Raw genomic sequence first — 17692 nt, 5'->3', positions numbered from 1 at the left:
CGCCCGTTTACTCGGCGTGCGCCCCCGCGCCGGCCGTCGCCTCGCCCCGGCCCACCCAGACGGTCTTGGTGTTGCAGAACTCGCGCATGCCCAGCGCGGACAGCTCGCGGCCGTAGCCGGAGTTCTTCACGCCGCCGAAGGGCAGCTCGGGGAAGGAGGTCGTCATCCCGTTGACGAAGACGTTGCCGGCGTCCAGGTCGGTGGCGAAGCGCTCCTGCTCCTGCGGGTCGGTGGTCCAGGCGTTCGCGCCGAGGCCGAAGGCGGTCCCGTTGGCCACCTCGACCGCCTCGGCGTACGACGACACCCGGAACAGCCCCGCGACCGGCCCGAACACCTCCTCCGACCACATCCGCATCTCCGGCCGCAGGTCGGTGACGACGGTCGGCGGGTAGAACCAGCCCGGCCCGGCCGGCTTCTCGCCGCCGCAGAGCACGGTGGCGCCCTGCTCGACGGCGTCGCGGACCTGGGCGTCGATCTCGTCGCGGCCGCGTTCGCTGGCCAGCGGGCCGACGTCGGTGGCGGGGTCCATCGGGTCACCGACCCGCAGCGCGGCCATGTTCGCCGCGAACCGCTGCGCGAACGCGTCGAAGACGTCGGTGTGCACGATGAAGCGCTTGGCGGCGATGCAGGACTGCCCGTTGTTCTGGCAGCGGGCGGTGGTGGCGACCTCGGCCGCGCGGTCCAGGTCGGCCGACGGCATCACCACGAACGGGTCGCTGCCGCCCAGCTCCAGCACCGTCTTCTTCAGCTCCCGGCCGGCGATCTGGGCGATGGACCGGCCGGCGCCCTCGCTGCCGGTGAGGGTCGCGGCGCGCACCCGGGGGTCGCTCAGGATCCGGTCGACGGCGTCCGAGCCGACGAGCAGGGTGGTGAACGCCCCCTCGCCGAAGCCGGCGCGGCGGAACAGGTCCTCCAGGTACAGGGCGGTCTGCGGCACGTTCGAGGCGTGCTTGAGCAGGCCGGTGTTGCCGGCCATCAGGGCGGGCGCGGCGAACCGCATCACCTGCCAGAGCGGGAAGTTCCACGGCATCACCGCCAGCACCGGCCCGATCGGCTGGTAGCGCACGAAGGCGCGGGCGGCCTTGACGGCGCGGGCGTCGGCGGGCTCGTCGGCGAGCATCCGCTCGGCGTGGGCGGCGTAGAACCGGCACGCCGAGGCGCACTTGGTGACCTCGGCCTGCGCGGCGGCGTACGTCTTGCCCATCTCCGTGGTCATCAGCCGGGCGGTCTCGTCGCGCTCGGCGTCGAGCAGGTCGGCGGCGGCGGTCAGCCACCGGCCCCGCTGGGCGACGGTGGTCCGGCGCAGGTCGCGGAAGGCCAGGTCGGCCCGCTCGATGGCGGCGTCGAGCTGGGCGTCCGACATGGGGTCGTACGACGTGAGCACCTGTCCGGTGGCGGGGTTGGTGGTGGCGATGGACATCTCGTACTCCTGTCACTCGAACAGCGAGTGCCGCGCGCCCGGGGACTCCCGGCGGCGCGCGGCACGGCGGCGCTGGATGACGACCAGGTCGACCGCGGCGACGACGGCGAAGACGGCGCAGACGACGCCGAGCCACACCACGCCGGCCCACACCGCCAGCACGGCGAAGATCACCATGGTCACGAGCCCGAAGCCGGCGAGCACGAGGCGGAGGTTCAACGCGCTGTACGCGTGGCCCACGGTGCCGCGGGCGCGACGGGGCTGCGATCTCGTCATCCCTGCGGGCTACCCCCGATCGGCCCGGTTAACCGGGCATCGGGTCGCGGGCGAGCCGATTACCACACGCGGGGACGCCCGGGGCGTCGAGTGCCGGAAAGCCGACAGCAGGCCACCGCCCGCGCCGGTGACGCACGTAGGGTTGGCTGGCTGTCGCACTCCGCCGCGCGACAGGAAAGCAGCACTGGGGAAGCGGGACTGGGGAAGATGCCTCGACGCTGGGTCGCCGCCGTCGCCTGCCTGCTGGCCCTGGTCGCGCTCGCCTGCGAGAGCGGCGGCGAGGCCGGCCCGCGCCCTTCGGGCGGGTCACCGGCCCCGGGCACGCCGGCCGTCATGGCCGCCCTCGGCGACTCGATCAGCACCGGCTTCGGCTCCTGCCTGATGCTCAGCTCGTGCGAGCGCAACTCCTGGTCCACCGGTGACGGGCTGCGGGTGGACAGCCACTACCAGCGGCTGCTCGACCGCAATCCCAAGCTGCGCGGCGCGGCGCACAACCACGCCAAGCCGGGCGCGCGGGCGGCGGCGCTGGCCGGGCAGGCCGAGGCGGCCGTCCGCGACCGCGCCGACTACGTGACGGTGCTGATCGGCGCGAACGACGCGTGCCGCGACGACGTCGCCGCGATGACCCCGGCGGCGACGTTCCGCAAGCAGGTGGACGAGGGCCTGCGGGTGCTGCGCAAGGGTCGCCCCAAGGCACGGGTGCTGGTGGTCAGCGTCCCCGACCTGTACCGGCTGTGGGAGGTCGGGCACACCGACTCCCGGGCGGTGCGGGCGTGGGGGCACGGGGTGTGCCCCGCACTGCTGGCGAACGCCACCTCGACCGCGCCCGCCGACGTGACGCGCCGGGGGAAGGTACGGGACCGCATCGACGCGTACAACGCCCAGTTGAAGTCGGCCTGCCGGGCGTACGGCTCGCGGTGCCGCTACGACGGCGGGGCGGTGCACCGCGTCCGCTTCACCCTCGACCTGGTCAACGCGCTGGACTGGTTCCACCCCAACGTCGCCGGCCAGGGCCGGCTGGCCGACGTGACCTGGCGCGCCGCCGGCTTCGACTGACCGGGCCGAGCCGGGCCTGGCCGGGCCGCCGGCTTCGGCTGACGGAGCCGGGCCGGCGGGGCACGCTCAGCGGGGCCGGGCCGGCCGGCGCATTCAGCGGGGCCGGGGGACGCCCCCGGCGGGACCCATGCTGCGGTAGAGCTGCCGCGACCGCTCGGCCAGGTCCTTGGTCGCCGACGAGTTCGCCCAGGTGCCGAGGATGATCGCGGCCCCCGGGATCACCTTGGCGAAGATTCGCTTCGCCGCGCGGACCCCGGCCATCTGGGCCAGCCGGACGCCCAGTCGCAGCATCACCTTGCCGAGCGCGGCCTGCCCGCCGGAGCCGAAGAGGGCCCCGGCGCGCTCCCGCCCGGCGGCCACCCCCAGCGCCAGGCGGGCGGTCTCGGCGACCTTGTGCACCTTCTGCAGCACCAGCAGGTCGGTGGCCCGGTCCGGGTGCGTCGGGTCGATCCCGTGCGCCGCCGCGATGTGCAGGACCATCCGCGCCTGGGTCCAGGCCAGCACCCCGACGTCGATCACCGCGCCGGGGAGCCCGGCCGCGCCGGAGACCGCCCCGGAGAGCCGGGCCCGGTTGACGAACCGGCGGACGGCCTGCTCGGCCAGCTCCTCCGTCGGGGCACCGGGGCGCTCCGCCCGCGCGCGGGCGGCCCACCGCGCCGCCTCCGGCCCCAGGCGGCGCACCGCCTCCAGGGCCAGGTGTTCCGGCGCGTACTGCGGGTCCTCCCGCATGCGGTCCCAGAGCCGGGCCGGCGGCCCCTCCGGCGCGTCCTCGGCGGCGACCGCCGGGACCGGCAACCCCGGTGCCGCCTCCGGCACCGCCGCTGCCGCCTGCGGTGGCGCCGGTGCCGCCGGAGGCGACGGGACCGGCATGGGGACGGTGGGCTGGCCGTCGACGGGGGCGGAATCGGTCACGGAGGCTCCCGGGGTCGGAGACGGGCGGTACGGCGGCGTCGGCGCGGTCAGCGCCGGCTGGACAGGCGGGAGGCGAGCTGCTTCAGCTTGCGCTGCGTCTCCGGCTTGGCCAGCTCGCGGCGGCCCCGGTCGACGAGTTGCTGCCCCTGCGGCGACCGGAGAAACCGGGTGAGCCGCTGCACCAGTGCTGACATGTCGTCCTCCTGTCGGTCGTCCTCCTCCATGTGTACCCTGCCCCGGCAAGCGCGAATCGTCCACTGTGGTCGATCGAGGGGTCCGACGGGCCACCGCCGGCACGCCCCGCGCGGGACGCCTGCGGGCAACCGGGGTCACATCCCGGCGGAGAGGAAGGCGTCCACCACCTCCGCGGCCCGCCACTCGTGCTGCGCGTAGAGGTCCGGGTAGGCGGAGATCTGCACGGACTGGGCCGCGACCGTCAGCGGCAGGTCCTCCCAGCCGGGGATCTCGGCGAGGGCGGCGAGGAACTGCCGGGTGGCGAACGCGGGGTCCATGAGCTGCCCCACCTCGCCCCAGCCGCTGCTGGCGCGCTGCTGGAACAGCCCGACGGAGTCGTGGTCCCAGCCGATGCCCTGGTGCGGGTACTCCTGCGACTCGGGCAGCACCCCGCTGGCGACGTTGTAGAGGTTGCTCTCCTGCATCGCGGTGGCCACCGCGATGACCAGACCCCGCCGGGGGAAGCCCAACTCCCGGCCGGTGCGCACGATCACCTTCGCGTTCGCCATCTGCGCCCGGGTCAGGCCGGCCACCGGCGCGGGGTCGGCGGGCCGCTTCGGCGCGACGCGCTTGCGGCTGGCCGACGGTGACGCGGTGGCCGACGGGACGCTGGCCGTAGACGTGGGCGTGGGGCTCGCCGAGGGGGTGGGCGTCGGGCCGGGCGCGCGGTCCAGCGACCGCGAGGCGGCCTCGGCGGCGGCGCGGCGGGCGAGGTCCACGTCGGCGGCGGGGGGCGCGCCCCGCCCGGTGTCCGCCGGCTCCTCCCGGGCCTGGGCCAGGGCGGCCAGGCCCAGGCAGCAGACCACTCCGGCGGCAACGGCCACCCCCGCCCGACGGCCCCGACGGGGAGGCCCGACGCGGCCGGGGTCACCGGCCGCCGACCGGTCCGCCGGCCCGTTCGGAACCGGGAGGTTACGTCTCCACCCGGAGGGGGTAGGAACCAGGCCAGCGAGGGAAGTGAGGGAAGTCCGGAGGCGCCCGGGGCGTGCGCCGCCGGCGATGGTGGTGGGTGGCCGTTCGGACGAGGGGGAAACGTCCGAACGGCCCACCGCCGTGTGCGGGCCGCGCTGGTCGTCGAGGATGCCGTCGTCACGCATTCGACGAGGCTAGGCAGGTCATTCCGGGATAACCCAGGCCCTCAGGGTGGCCCTCGCCACACCGACGGGCCGGCGATGCGGACACCCGGGCGACCGCCGCCACGGCCCGGCGCGGACGGGACGGGCCGGACGAACCTCCGGTACGCATCGACGGGCGCACCGGGCGGCCGACAACGTCCCGAAACCCGAGCGACCCACCCCCTCCCCGCCCACCCCGCCGATCGGACGACCCCGCCTCACCCATCCGGCCCATCCCCGAGGGTGGCGGCGGGGCGGCCCGCCGAGCCGGGAGGGCAGCCGGGGACCGGGGCCGTTGCCTGATTGTGATCATGGATCGGGCGTGGGACCGCCCGACGCAGGAATGCACGAGGATGGCGGGTACGTTGCCCGAACCGGGAGCCGTGCGCGTCACGGTCCCGTACGCGCCAGCCCAGGGAGGTCCGCACCGGTGCTCGACCCACACGAGCTCTACGAGCTCTCCGACGATCTGCCCGAACTCGGACAGCCGGTCCTGCTCCAGGCCCTCACCGGCTTCGTCGACGCCGGAAGCGCCACCCGGCTGGCCCGTGAGCAGCTGTTCTCCTCCCTCGACGCCCGCCCCGTCGCCAGCTTCGACGTCGACCAGCTCTACGACTACCGGTCCCGGCGTCCCCCGATGACCTTCGTCGAGGACCACTGGGAGGACTACGACGCCCCCAAACTGGAGGTGCACCTGCTGCACGACGACGACGAGACCCCGTTCCTGCTGCTCAGCGGCCCCGAGCCGGACCTGCAGTGGGAGCGGTTCGTGGCCGCCGTCGGCGGGCTGGCCGCCCGACTCGACGTCCGGCTCACCGTCGGGCTCAACTCGATCCCGATGGCGGTGCCGCACACGCGCCCGACCGGGGTGACCGCGCACGCCACCCGCCGCGAGCTGATCTCCGGGTACGAGCCGTGGCTGCAGCGCGTCCAGGTCCCCGGCAGCGTGGGGCACCTGCTGGAGTTCCGCCTCGGCGAGCAGGGCCGCGACGCGCTCGGCTTCGCCGCCCACGTGCCGCACTACGTCGCCCAGGCCGAGTACCCGGCCGCCGCCGAGGTGCTGCTGGCATCGGTGTCGCGCAGCACCGGCCTGCTGCTGCCCCGCGACGGCCTGCGCTCGGCCGCCGAGGTGGTGCGGGTGGAGATCGACCGGCAGGTCGCCCAGACCGAGGACGCCGCCGCCCTGGTCTCGGCCCTGGAGGAGCAGTACGACGCGTTCGCCCGGGGGCGGGGCGAGAAGAACCTGCTCGCCACCGAGGGCGGTCCGCTGCCGACCGCCGACGAGCTGGGCGCGGAGCTGGAGCGGTTCCTGGCCGAGCAGGGCCGGCCGGGCGACACCCCGGGGAGCTGACCGGGCGGCCGGGGCGGGGATGCGGCAGGCTGGAGGCATGCGCCTGGCGACCTGGAACGTGAACTCGGTGAAGGCCCGCCTGCCCCGGCTGCTCGACTGGCTGGCCACCACCGCCCCCGACGTCGTCTGCCTCCAGGAGACGAAGTGCCCGGACGGGGCGTTCCCGGTGGCCGAGGTCGGCGAGCTGGGATACACGGTGGCCAGCCACAGCGACGGCCGGTGGAACGGGGTGGCGATCCTGTCCCGGGTCGGGCTGGCCGACGTGACGGTCGGCTTCCCCGGCGAGCCGGGCTTCCCCGAGCCGGAGGCCCGGGCCGTCTCGGCCACCTGCGACGGGCTGCGGGTCTGGTCCGTGTACGTGCCGAACGGCCGCGCCCCCGACGACCCGCACTACGCGTACAAGCTGGCCTGGTTCGCCGCCCTGCGCGACGCGCTGGAGCAGGAGCTGACCGGCGGGCTGCCGCTGGCCGTCTGCGGCGACTTCAACGTCGCCCCGACCGACGCCGACGTGTGGGATCCCGCCCTGTTCGTCACCTCCACCCACGTCACGCCGGCCGAGCGGGCCGCCCTCGCCGCCCTGCGTGACCTGGGGCTGGCCGACGTGGTGCCGACCCCGATGAAGGGGCCGCACCCGTTCACCTACTGGGACTACCGGGCCGGGATGTTCCACCAGAACAAGGGCATGCGCATCGACCTGGTCTACGCGTCCGCGCCGTTCGCCCGCGCGGTCCGCGCCGCGTACGTCGACCGGGAGGCCCGCAAGGGCAAGGGTCCCTCCGACCACGCCCCGATCGTGGTGGACGCCGACCTGGTCCCGGCCGTGGAGACGTTCTGAGTAGGGTGGGGCCATGGCAGTCGTGAAGATCAACGCGATCGATGTCCCCGAGGGCGCGGGCGAGGAGCTGGAGCGGCGGTTCGCGGCGCGGGCCGGCGCGGTGGAGGGCTCCCCCGGCTTCCTCGGCTTCGAGCTGCTGCGCCCGGTCGGCGGCGAGACGCGCTACTTCGTCTACACGCGCTGGGAGTCGGAGGAGGCGTACCAGAACTGGGCGGCCGGGCCGGCGCGGGCCGCGCATGCCGGCGGCGCGGGCGGCGAGCAGCGACGCCCGGTCTCCACCGGCGCGACCCTGCTGGAGTTCGAGGTGGTCCAGCAGGTGCCGGCCGCCGGCGGGCAGGGGTCCTGACCCCGCCGTCGACCCGTCACGGCACGGCCGGCGCGGCCGACCGCCAGCCCGCGCGGTGCAGCCGTTCGGCGCCGTCGAGCAGAAGGTCGAGGGCGAACTCGAACTCGAACTGCTCGTCGCAGCCCTGACCCACGGCCGCCAGGTCGCCCCCGGTGGCCGCCGTGGCGATGGCCAGGATGTGCGGGAACCGCCGCGCGAACTCGCGTGCCGTCGCCTCCTGCTCGTCCGGGGCGGGCGGTCGCGGGGCGGCCGGCTCGGGGGCGTTGAACAGCTCGGGGCTGAAGCCCCAGACCCGGTTGCCCAGGGCGTGCATGACGTGGTGGGTGAGGTCGGCGGAGAAGCCGCCGGCCAGGAACGCGCCGGCCAGCGAGTCGAGGTGGGCCAGGACGGTCGGCGTCCGGCTGGTGCGCGACTCGATGGCCTGCCGCGCCCAGGGGTGCCGGAGCACCACCCGCCGCGCCGCGAGGACCCGCTGCCGCACCGCGCCCTTCCAGTGCAGGCCCGGGTCCGGCGGCGCGATCCCGGCGATGACGGTGTCCACCATCCCGTCGAGCAGTTCCTCCTTGTCGGCGACGTGCTTGTAGAGCGCCATCGGCACCACGCCCAGGTCCTGGGCGAGCCGCCGCATGCTCACCGCCGCGATTCCGGCCTCGTCGGCGAGCGAGACGGCCGCCCGTAGCACGCGTTCCCGGTTGAGCCGCTCGCGCGCACCCACGTCGAAGCCCGGCATGACAAGTCCTCCACGGTCGCACCCTTGACGGTGTACGCCGTACACCTTACCGTGGGCGCGAAGGTGTACGACGTACACCTCGCCGCCGGGGAAGGGGAGGGTGGAGATGACCGCCAGCACGGGAACCACAGCCGCACGGATGCCGGTGGGCTCGCCCGGGAGGAGGACGGCGCTGGTCGCGGGCGTGTTCTACCTGATCACCTTCCTCGCCTCGCTCCCCGCCGTGGCGCTCATCGACCCGGTGCTCAGCAACCCCGACTACATCGTCAGCGCCGGCAGCGACACCCGGGTGATCGCGGGCTGCCTGCTCGACCTCGTCAACGCCGTCGCCTGCGTGGGCACGGCCGTCGCGCTCTTCCCCGTGGTCAGGCGTCAGCACGAGGCCGCCGCGCTCGGCTTCGTCACCGCCCGCGTCCTCGAAGCCGCGATCATCGTCGTGGGCGTCGCGAGCCTGCTGGCGGTGGTGACGCTGCGGCAACAGTTCACCGCCACGGCCGGCACCGACGCCCCCACCCTCGTCGCCGTCGGCACGTCGCTCGTCGCGGTCCGCGACTGGACGTTCCTGCTCGGCCCCGGCCTCGTCCCCGCCGCCAACGCGCTGCTGCTCGGCTACCTGATGTACCGCTCCGCGCTCGTGCCCCGGATCATTCCCGTGCTCGGGCTCGTCGGGGCGCCCCTGCTCGCCGCCTCGGCCGTGGCCACCATGTTCGGGCTCAACGAGCAGGCGTCCGCGCTCTCGGCGGTCCTGACCATCCCGGTGGCCGCGTGGGAGCTCTCGCTCGGGGTCTGGCTGGTCGTCAAGGGCTTCCGGCCGGCCCCGATCCTCGCCGGACCCACCGCCTGACCGGCCCATCCCTTGACCAGCCCGACCCTTGACCGGCCCGTCCCTTGACCGGCCCCACCGCCGACCGGGCCCACCGCGTGACCGGCCGCACCCACGACTGGCCCCTCCCCCACCGTTCCCGGCCGGGCTATTTGCGTTGCCCGCCCCCGGGCCCGTGTCTACTGTGCGGTGATGCCCTCGCCACTGCTCACAGTGACCTTCGACGCGCACGACGCCGTTCGCCTGGCGCGGTTCTGGGCCGGCATGCTCGGCCGGGAGGTCACCGGGGACGCCCGTGGCGCGCTCCTTCCCGGCGACGACACCCAGCCCAGCCTCCGGTTCGTCCCGAGCCCGACCGAGAAGGCGGGAGCCAACCGCCTGCACCTGCACCTGACCAGCACCGACCCCGCCGACCAGCAGCGCCTGGTGACGACGGCGCTGGGGCTCGGCGGCGGCCACCTCGACGTCGGGCAGCGCCCCGAGGAGGGGCACATCGTGCTGGCCGACCCCGAGGGCAACGAGTTCTGCGTGATCGAGCCGGGCAACCGCTTCCTCGCCGGGTGCGGCCCGCTCGGGGAGCTGGCCTGCGACGGCACCCGCGAGGTGGGGCTGTTCTGGAGCCGGGCGCTGGACTGGCCGCTGGTCTGGGACCAGGACCAGGAGACCGCCATCCAGTCACCGCACGGCGGCACGAAGGTCGCGTGGGGCGGCCCGCCCGTGGCCCCGAAGACGGCACGCAACCGGCAACGCTTCGACCTCGCCCCGCCCGCAGGCGACCAGCAGGCCGAGGTCGACCGGCTGGTCGCCCTCGGGGCGACCCGGCTGGAGACGGGCGCGGACGGTGCGGTCGTCCTGGCCGACCCCGACGGCAACGAGTTCACCCTGCCCGCCCCGCCTCGGTGATCAAGAGAAAAGCGGCAGAGTCGATCTCAACGATGACGCAAACCTCTTGATCACCGAGGCTGTCGGGGGTCGGGGGGTAGGAGGGTGGCGAAGGCGATGACGTTGTCGGCGTAGCCCGTGCGGCCGCCGACCCACGCGCCGCCGCAGGTGATCAGCCGAAGCTCCGGCGGGCCGTCGTCGCCGTACACCCGGTCGGCGGGCAGCTCGTCCTTGCCGAAGTGCTCGACGGAGTCCACCGCGAAGACCGCCACGTCGCCGTCGGCGCGGGTCACCTCGATCCGGTCGCCGGCCCGCAGCCTGCCCAGGTCGTAGAAGACGGCCGGACCGTCGCGGGTGTCCACGTGGCCGACGATGACGGCCCGGCCCGGCTCGCCGGGGATCACGCTGCGGTCGTACCAGCCGGTCTCGGCGGCGGCGCTCAGCGGCGGCACGGCGATCGACCCGTCGGCGGCCTGCCCGACCGGGCCGACGGGCGCGGACACCCGGATCGCCGGCACCCGGAGGCTCACCGGTCGGCCCACGGCCGGACGGGGCGCGTCGTCGACGGCGGCTGCCGCCCGTTCGGCCGGCCGGGTCGCCCACTCCAACGGCCCCGCCGCGCGGCCGAGGCCGGCGCCGGTGGCGAAGACGCCGAGCAGCACCAGGGCCACGGCCGCCGGCACCGACCAGGGCCGGCGGCGGCCGTCCAACCCGGTGGTACGCGCGGACGCCGCACCCGGGGCGGTCCGCACGGACGCCACCGCCCGGACGGTACGCGCGGACGCCGCACCCGGGGCGGTACCTGCCGACGCCACGGCCGGCCTCAGCGGCGGTTTCCGCCGCGGCCGGACCGCGGCCGACGGGCCGTGGCCACGCCGATCGTCACCCCGGCCACGGTCAACGCCACGCCGCCCGGCAGCAGCAGCCCGTCGGTGGCGCCCCGGGCGGTGCCACCGAAGCCCGTGTTCGGCCCCCGGCTGGGATGGTGCGTCGGCGGGTACGTCGGATGGTGGGTCGGCTGGTAGGTCGGCTTGTGGGTGGGCGCGGGCGAGGGCTGCTTCTTGACCACCTGGAGCATCGTGGTGGCGGTCTCGCCGCCCCGGCATTCGAGCTTGACCCGGTAGTTGCCCGGCCAGATGCGCTCACGGACCATCGGGGTGCCGGTGAGCAGGCCACGCTGCGGGTGCACGGCGACCCGGCCGAAGGCGTCGGAGACCACGATCGCCGGCACCGAGTTGTCGTGGCAGCTCGCCCGGATGCCCACGAGGTAGCCGGGCTGCACGGTGCTGGGGGTGACCTCGACGAAGACGAGCCAGCCGGGCTGCGAGCCGGGCTGCTGCCCACCGGCCGGGCCGGGCGGGCCGACCGGGGGCTCGGGGGCGGGGGCGGCCACGGGGACGGCCTCGGGTGCCCCGGCGGCCCGCGCGCCCGCCGCGAGCGGGCCGGCGAACGCGGCGACGGCGACGGCGAACGCGGCGCCGATCCGCGCGGCCAGCCTCGTGCCGGGGCCCGTGGCCGGTCCGGCGCACTGGTGCGTGGCTGCCCCCATGACCCCTCCGGCGCGGTTGTGCGTCGCCGGGCAGCGGCCCGCCCGGCCTGCCGTACGGGATGAATCTTCTCATCCCCGGTCGTACCTCACAGCCGATCCGGCGCGCTGGTCGCGTAAGCTCGGACCGCTGTGACCTCCACCGAAGCGAACCCCGTCGTGACCGTGCCGCCCCACGCGTCGCGGATCCGCACCTTCCACCCCCGCCGGGGCCGGATGACCGGCCGCCAGCTCGACGCGCTCGACCGGCTCTGGTCGGCGTACGGCCTGACGGTCGCCGACGATCCCGCCGCCGCGCCCGTGGACCTGGCGGCGCTGTTCGGCCGCCGGGCCCCGATCGTGCTGGAGATCGGGTCGGGGATGGGGGACGCCACGGCCGCGATGGCCGCCGCCGACCCAGGCCGAGACTATCTGGCGGTCGAGGTGCACACGCCGGGAATCGCCAACCTGTTGGGGCTGGTGGAGCGCCTCGGGCTGGGCAACGTGCGGGTCGCCCGAGGCGACGCGCTGGACCTGGTCCGGGCGCTGCCCGACGGGTCGCTGGACGCGGTGCACGTCTTCTTCCCCGACCCGTGGCCCAAGTCGCGGCACCACAAGCGGCGGATCATCTCCCCGACGCACGTGGCGCTGCTGCGCTCCCGGCTGACGCCCGGCGGGACGCTGCACTGCGCCACCGACTGGGCCGAGTACGCGGAGTCGATGCGCGAGACGCTGACCGCCGACCCGGGGCTGGTGGACGTGCACGGCGGGTACGCCCCGCGCCCGGCGCACCGGCCGGTGACCAAGTTCGAGCGGCGCGCCCTGACGGCGGGCCGCCCGGTGTTCGACCTGGTCCACCGCCGCGCCTGAGGGGTGCCGGCCGAGGCGCGGCGCGCGGCGCGCGTGCGGTGCGAGGAAGGACCCCTGTCAACGCATTCTGTTGCACAGGGGGCCCTGCCAACCACCCGGTTGGCGCGGAGGGGCCTGCGACAGGCACGATGGACGGGCTATGACGCTCACCGCCGCGCTGCCGACAAGCGCCGACCCCGACACCCTCTTCGACGCGTTCGCCAGCTGGGCGAAGGAGCGCGGCCTCGACCTCTACCCCCACCAGGAGGAGGCGGTCATCGAGATCGTCTCCGGCGCGAACGTGATCATGAACACGCCGACCGGCTCGGGCAAGAGCCTGGTCGCGATCGCCGCCCACTTCGCCGCCCTGGCCGACGACCGGACGACCTTCTACACCGCCCCGATCAAGGCCCTGGTGTCGGAGAAGTTCTTCGCCCTGTGCGAGGTCTTCGGCGCCGACAACGTCGGCATGCTCACCGGCGACGCCAGCGTCAACGCCGACGCCCCGATCATCTGCTGCACGGCCGAGGTGCTGGCCAACCTCGCGCTGCGCGAGGGCGCGCGGGCCGACGTCGGCCAGGTGGTCATGGACGAGTTCCACTTCTACGCCGAGCCGGACCGGGGCTGGGCCTGGCAGGTGCCGATCATCGAGTTGCCGCAGGCCCAGTTCGTGCTGATGTCGGCCACCCTCGGCGACACCAGCCGCTTCGTCGACGACCTGACCCGGCGCACCGGCCGGCCGACCGCCGTCGTGCGCTCGGCCGAGCGGCCGGTCCCGCTCCTCTTCTCGTACGCGATGACGCCGCTGCACGAGACCCTGGAAGAGCTGCTGGAGACCAGGCAGGCCCCGGTGTACGTCGTGCACTTCACCCAGGCCGCCGCCCTGGAGCGCGCCCAGGCGCTGATGAGCGTCAACGTCTGCACCCGGGCCGAGAAGGACATGATCGCCGAGGCGATCGGCCGGTTCCGGTTCACCTCCGGCTTCGGCAAGACGCTGTCGCGGCTGGTGCGGCACGGCATCGGCGTGCACCACGCCGGCATGCTGCCGAAGTACCGCCGGCTCGTGGAGACCCTCGCCCAGGCCGGCCTGCTCAAGGTCATCTGCGGCACGGACACCCTCGGCGTCGGCATCAACGTGCCCATCCGCACGGTGCTGTTCACCGGCCTGAGCAAGTACGACGGGGTGCGTACCCGGCTGCTCAAGGCCCGCGAGTTCCACCAGATCGCCGGCCGGGCCGGGCGGGCCGGCTTCGACACCCTCGGCCGGGTCGTCGTGCAGGCCCCCGAGCACGTCATCGAGAACGAGAAGGCCCTCGCCAAGGCCGGCGACGACCCGAAGAAGCGACGCAAGGTCGTCCGCAAGAAGCCGCCGGAGGGCTCGATCGGCTGGGGCCAGCCGACCTTCGACCGCCTCGTCGAGGCCGAGCCGGAGCCGCTGACGTCCAGCTTCCAGGTCAGTCACTCGATGCTGCTCAACGTCATCGGCCGCCCCGGCGACGCGTTCGCCGCGATGCGGCACCTGCTCACCGACAACCACGAGGACCGCGCCGCCCAGCGCCGGCACATCCGCCGGGCCATCGCCATCTACCGGGCGCTGCGGGCCGGCGGCGTGGTCGAGGAGCTGCCCGAGCCGGACGAGACCGGCCGCCGGGTGCGGCTCACCGTCGACCTCCAGCTCGACTTCGCGCTCAACCAGCCGCTGTCGCCGCTGGCACTGGCCGCGATCGAGCTGCTCGACGCCGAGAGCCCGTCGTACGCCCTCGACGTGCTCAGCGTGATCGAGTCGATCCTCGACGACCCGCGCCAGGTGCTGTCCGCGCAGCAGTTCAAGGCCCGCGGCGAGGCGGTCGCCGCGATGAAGGCCGAGGGCATCGAGTACGAGGCCCGCCTCGAACTGCTCGACGACGTGACCTGGCCCAAGCCCCTCGCGGAGCTGCTGGACGCCGCGTACGAGATGTACCGGCGGGGGCACCCGTGGGTCGCCGACCACCAGCTCTCCCCCAAGTCCGTCGTGCGGGACATGTACGAGCGGGCGATGACCTTCACCGAGTACGTGCAGTTCTACTCCCTCACCCGCTCCGAGGGCCTCGTGCTGCGCTACCTCGCCGACGCGTACAAGACGCTCCGGCAGACCGTGCCCGAGGACGCCAAGACCGAGGAGCTGATCGACCTCATCGAGTGGCTGCACGAGCTGGTCCGCCAGGTCGACTCCAGCCTCATCGACGAGTGGGAGCGGCTGAAGAACCCGTCGGACGTCGCCGAGGCCGCCGAGGCGCACGCCGCCCTCGACGACCGGCCGCCGGCGGTCACCCGCAACGCGCGGGCGTTCCGGGTGCTGGTGCGCAACGCGCTGTTCCGCCGGGTCGAGCTGGCCGCCCTGCGCCGCTGGGACCTGCTCGGCGAGCTCGACGCCGCCGACGGCTGGGACGCCGACGCGTGGGCCGACGCGCTGGAGCCGTACTTCGAGGCGTACGACTCGATCGGGACCGGGCCGGACGCCCGCGGCCCGGCGCTGCTCATGATCGAGCAGGGCCGGGACCGGTGGACGGTCCGGCAGATCCTCGACGACCCCGACGGCGACCACGACTGGCGCATCAGCGCCGAGGTCGACCTGGCCGCCTCCGACGAGGTCGGCGCGGCCGTCGTCCGGATCACGGACGTCGGCCAGCTCTGACCGTGGGCATGTCGCGTGGCCGGGGGCGCGGCTGGTACCGGGGCGACTGCCACGTGCACTCGGCGCGCTCCAACGGTGCGGACCTGACGCCGGAGCAGGTGGTGGCCGACGCCCGCGCCGTCGGCCTGGACTTCATCGCGATCACCGAGCACAACACCACGGACACGCACGGCGTCTGGGGCCCGCTCGCCGGCGACGACCTGCTGGTCATCCTCGGCCAGGAGGTCACCACCCGGACCGGGCACTGGCTGGCGCTCGGCATCGGCCCGGGGCAGGTCGTCGACTGGCGGTACGGCGTCCGCGACGGGGTAATCGACCGGCAGGTGGAGCAGGTGCACCGGGCCGGCGGGCTCTGCGTGGCGGCGCACCCCCACGCGCCGTACCCTTCCGGCGTCTTCGCGTACCCGTTCGACGGGTTCGACGCGGTGGAGGTGTGGAACGGGCGGTGGAGTTCGGAGCTGCCCTGGAACGCCGACAACGAGGCGGCGCTGGCCGAGTGGGGCCGGGGCCTGGCCGCCGGCATCCACGGCGGGCGGTGGCGGCCGGCGCTGGGCTGCAGCGACACGCACCTGGCGGGCCAGCTCGGGGTGCCGCACACCGTCGTGCTGGCCGAGGAGTTGACCACCGCCGCGATCCTCGCCGGCATCCGCGCCGGCCGGAGCTGGATTGCCGGCTCGGCCGCCGTCGAGCTGTCGCTCACGGCCACCACGGGCGATGCCGGCGCCGGGATCGGCCAGCGGCTGGACACCGGCGAAGGACCGATCGTCGTACGGGTGGACGTGCGCGGCGTGCCGTCCGGCACCGTCACCTTCCACACCGACCGGGGCGCCGTGCACCGCGTGCGCCTGCCCGAGGACGGCTCCGGTGCCCTGACCTGGCGCACCAGCGCGGCGGACGCGATGTTCGTCCGGGTCGAGGTGCGCCATCCCGGCGGGCAGATGGCCGCGCTCACCAACCCCGTCGTCCTGGCCGGCCCGTGACGGCGGTCAGCCGAGTGGCTCGGCCAGGGCGACGATGATGCCCGCCGGGCCGCGTACGTAGCAGAGCCGGTAGCTCTCCCCGTACTGCGCAATCTCGCCGACGAGGGCGGCCCCGTGCGCACGCAGGCGGGCGAGGGCTTCCTCGATGTCGTCGACGGCGAACATGACGTTGCGGATGCCCAGCGTGTTCGCCGGCGCGTTGGGCGGCCCGGCGTCGACCGCCGCCGGGGCGTGGAACCTCGCCAGCTCGATCCGGCCGTGGCCGTCGGGGGTCCGCATCATCGCGATGTCGACCCGGACGTCGTCGAGCCCAACGACCTGGTCGACCCAGCGGCCCTCGACCGGCGTCTGCCCCTCGACCTCCATGCCGAGTTCGGCGAAGAACGCGATGGCAGCCGCCAGGTCCTCGACCACGATGCCGACATGGTCCATCCGCAGGATCGCCATGCCCAGAGCATAGGGGCAACCGGGCGGCGATGTGCCCCTCTTGTCCCTGGGCGATGTCAGACCCGTCGATTAGAATGTATGTACTAAACCAAGTCCTGACCTGGGAGGACTTCCGTGACCGCGCCCACCTCCAGCACCCTCCCGCCCTACGCCACCCTCCTCGGCTTCACCCGGTACGTCGACCGCACCGGGCCCACCAAGGCAAGCTTCGTCGGGGGCCTGCGCAAGCAGCGGGCCAGCAAGCACGGCTTCAACCCGCACGGTCAGTTCGTCAAGGCGCTCAAGGCCGACGTCGCGTTCCACACCGGCGGCACCCACCTGGCGCAGGTGGCCGACGCGGTCAAGCCGCGCTGGCAGCCGCTCTACCGGGCGCTCGTGCCGGGCGCGACGGCCTGGCTGCACTCCCTCGGCGAGCCGACGGGCGTCGACCTGGCGCAGACGCGTGACGCCCTGGCCATGCTCGGCGACCTGCCGGTGAAGATCAATCCGCACTTCGGCATCCGGCACGCGGCCGACGGCCGCGCCGAGGCCATCCGCCTGCACTTCGACGAGACCCCGCCCAGCGAGGAGGCGGCACTGGCCACCCTGCACCTGATGGCCCGGCACATGGACGCGGTCCTGCCGCACGCCGCGCCCGTCCTGGTCGACGTGCGACGGGGTGTGGCGCACCGGATGCCCGACGGCGTCAAGCCCGAGCAGGTCGAGCAGTGGCTGGCCGGCGAGGCGGCGGCGTTCCGCGCGATCTGGTCCACCGCCGCCTGACCCCACCCACCGCCGCGCCACCTCCCACCGCCCCACCGGGCAGAGGGAGGTGGCGCGATCGCGTACGGAGCAGAGCGGCCCGCCGCGACGCGGCGATACGGCACGACGCGGCGCGCCGTGTCGCGGCGCGGGCCGCATGATCGCGCTCAATATGGGAAACAGTGGCATCGATCGCATCGGGAGGCCACTCGATCCCGGATCGGGCACGCTCTTGAGCGGCGTCACCAGGGTTATCCACAGGGGACAGCGCGGTGTCCGCAGAACCGGCACGGTAAGGACATGCCGAAGAGCCCTCGACGACCTCCCCAACTGCGAGGTCGGATCTTCCGCGGTTCGGTGGCCCGGTCCCGGGGCCTGCTGACCCGCAACGACCTCCGCAGTTCCGCCTGGCGGCCGTTGTTTCGCGACGTCTACGCCGATGCCGAGATCACGGTCAGCCACCGGCACCGGTGCATGGCGGTCGCCCGCTGGCTGA

General features: G+C 74.5%; 19 protein-coding genes. 10 read left to right on the top strand and 9 right to left on the bottom strand.

Annotated elements, in window-relative coordinates:
• Positions 1–7 precede the first annotated feature (7 nt).
• Together LPU61_RS06315 and LPU61_RS06310 are read right to left on the bottom strand one after the other, a co-directional pair.
• Positions 8–1420, bottom strand: a complete 1413-nt coding sequence (locus LPU61_RS06315) for an NADP-dependent succinic semialdehyde dehydrogenase (RefSeq protein WP_043962838.1) — start codon at positions 1418–1420, stop codon at positions 8–10.
• 12 nt (positions 1421–1432) lie between these two features.
• Positions 1433–1696, bottom strand: coding sequence for a DUF6343 family protein (locus tag LPU61_RS06310; protein WP_043962837.1), 264 nt, complete (start codon positions 1694–1696; stop codon positions 1433–1435).
• Between the two features lie 207 nt (positions 1697–1903).
• Here LPU61_RS06310 and LPU61_RS06305 point away from each other — a divergent pair, with 207 nt between their 5' ends.
• Entirely contained in the window at positions 1904–2752 is an 849-nt protein-coding gene (locus LPU61_RS06305) for a GDSL-type esterase/lipase family protein (RefSeq protein ID WP_229404389.1), read from the top strand.
• Positions 2753–2845: 93 nt separating this feature from the next.
• Here the strand turns inward: LPU61_RS06305 and LPU61_RS06300 are convergent, their stop codons facing one another.
• The 3 genes from LPU61_RS06300 to LPU61_RS06290 form a co-directional block, all read right to left on the bottom strand.
• Entirely contained in the window at positions 2846–3664 is an 819-nt protein-coding gene (locus LPU61_RS06300) for an EcsC family protein (protein ID WP_144420221.1), read from the bottom strand.
• Between the two features lie 47 nt (positions 3665–3711).
• On the bottom strand, positions 3712–3858 hold the full coding sequence (locus LPU61_RS06295; RefSeq protein ID WP_176734219.1) for a hypothetical protein: 147 nt from the start codon (positions 3856–3858) through the stop codon (positions 3712–3714).
• Positions 3859–3993: 135 nt separating this feature from the next.
• Complete coding sequence (locus tag LPU61_RS06290; protein WP_229404388.1) at positions 3994–4722, bottom strand: peptidase M23; 729 nt, start codon at positions 4720–4722, stop codon at positions 3994–3996.
• Positions 4723–5443: 721 nt separating this feature from the next.
• Between LPU61_RS06290 and LPU61_RS06285 the strand changes: the two genes are divergently transcribed.
• From LPU61_RS06285 to LPU61_RS06275, 3 genes are read left to right on the top strand one after another with little or no spacing between them, the layout of a single operon-like run.
• The gene (locus LPU61_RS06285) at positions 5444–6364 is read left to right on the top strand and encodes a proteasome assembly chaperone family protein (protein WP_043962835.1); all 921 of its coding nucleotides are present in this window, start codon (positions 5444–5446) and stop codon (positions 6362–6364) included.
• A gap of 37 nt (positions 6365–6401) precedes the next feature.
• Entirely contained in the window at positions 6402–7199 is a 798-nt protein-coding gene (locus tag LPU61_RS06280) for an exodeoxyribonuclease III (protein ID WP_043962834.1), read from the top strand.
• A gap of 13 nt (positions 7200–7212) precedes the next feature.
• On the top strand, positions 7213–7545 hold the full coding sequence (locus LPU61_RS06275) for an antibiotic biosynthesis monooxygenase (protein WP_043962833.1): 333 nt from the start codon (positions 7213–7215) through the stop codon (positions 7543–7545).
• A gap of 16 nt (positions 7546–7561) precedes the next feature.
• Here the strand turns inward: LPU61_RS06275 and LPU61_RS06270 are convergent, their stop codons facing one another.
• A complete protein-coding gene (locus tag LPU61_RS06270) occupies positions 7562–8275 on the bottom strand; it encodes a TetR/AcrR family transcriptional regulator C-terminal domain-containing protein (protein ID WP_043962832.1) in 714 nt (237 codons plus the stop codon).
• A 106-nt stretch (positions 8276–8381) separates the two neighbouring features.
• On the opposite strand from LPU61_RS06270, the gene LPU61_RS06265 reads away from it, so the two are divergent.
• Both LPU61_RS06265 and LPU61_RS06260 read left to right on the top strand, forming a co-directional pair.
• Positions 8382–9119 carry a DUF4386 domain-containing protein gene (locus LPU61_RS06265; RefSeq protein WP_043964355.1) on the top strand — a complete coding sequence of 246 codons (738 nt, stop codon included), beginning with the start codon at positions 8382–8384 and terminating at the stop codon, positions 9117–9119.
• Between the two features lie 171 nt (positions 9120–9290).
• Positions 9291–10001: a VOC family protein gene (locus LPU61_RS06260; RefSeq protein WP_229404387.1), complete on the top strand. Its 711-nt coding sequence runs from the start codon at positions 9291–9293 to the stop codon at positions 9999–10001.
• A 50-nt stretch (positions 10002–10051) separates the two neighbouring features.
• Here the strand turns inward: LPU61_RS06260 and LPU61_RS06255 are convergent, their stop codons facing one another.
• Positions 10052–10732 (bottom strand): class F sortase, encoded by a 681-nt coding sequence (locus LPU61_RS06255; RefSeq protein WP_229404576.1) that lies wholly within the window; start codon positions 10730–10732, stop codon positions 10052–10054.
• A 71-nt stretch (positions 10733–10803) separates the two neighbouring features.
• Positions 10804–11529 (bottom strand): hypothetical protein, encoded by a 726-nt coding sequence (locus tag LPU61_RS06250; RefSeq protein WP_229404386.1) that lies wholly within the window; start codon positions 11527–11529, stop codon positions 10804–10806.
• A gap of 213 nt (positions 11530–11742) precedes the next feature.
• On the opposite strand from LPU61_RS06250, the gene trmB reads away from it, so the two are divergent.
• The 3 genes from trmB to LPU61_RS06235 all read left to right on the top strand — a co-directional run bounded on the left by trmB (position 11743) and on the right by LPU61_RS06235 (position 16008).
• On the top strand, positions 11743–12375 hold the full coding sequence (gene trmB, locus LPU61_RS06245) for a tRNA (guanosine(46)-N7)-methyltransferase TrmB (protein ID WP_374199624.1): 633 nt from the start codon (positions 11743–11745) through the stop codon (positions 12373–12375).
• Between the two features lie 139 nt (positions 12376–12514).
• The gene (locus tag LPU61_RS06240) at positions 12515–15028 is read left to right on the top strand and encodes an RNA helicase (protein ID WP_229404385.1); all 2514 of its coding nucleotides are present in this window, start codon (positions 12515–12517) and stop codon (positions 15026–15028) included.
• 8 nt (positions 15029–15036) lie between these two features.
• A complete protein-coding gene (locus tag LPU61_RS06235) occupies positions 15037–16008 on the top strand; it encodes a CehA/McbA family metallohydrolase (RefSeq protein ID WP_229404384.1) in 972 nt (323 codons plus the stop codon).
• 6 nt (positions 16009–16014) lie between these two features.
• On the opposite strand, the gene LPU61_RS06230 is transcribed toward LPU61_RS06235, so the two are convergent.
• The gene (locus tag LPU61_RS06230; protein ID WP_199486007.1) at positions 16015–16455 is read right to left on the bottom strand and encodes a VOC family protein; all 441 of its coding nucleotides are present in this window, start codon (positions 16453–16455) and stop codon (positions 16015–16017) included.
• Between the two features lie 114 nt (positions 16456–16569).
• On the opposite strand from LPU61_RS06230, the gene LPU61_RS06225 reads away from it, so the two are divergent.
• Positions 16570–17217, top strand: a complete 648-nt coding sequence (locus LPU61_RS06225; RefSeq protein WP_043962828.1) for a hypothetical protein — start codon at positions 16570–16572, stop codon at positions 17215–17217.
• Positions 17218–17692 lie beyond the last annotated feature (475 nt).

It is taken from the genome of Micromonospora sp. NBRC 110038, from assembly GCF_020884815.1.
Taxonomy (GTDB): Bacteria; Actinomycetota; Actinomycetes; order Mycobacteriales; family Micromonosporaceae; genus Micromonospora; species Micromonospora haikouensis.
This window is presented reverse-complemented; position numbering and strand designations above follow the sequence as displayed.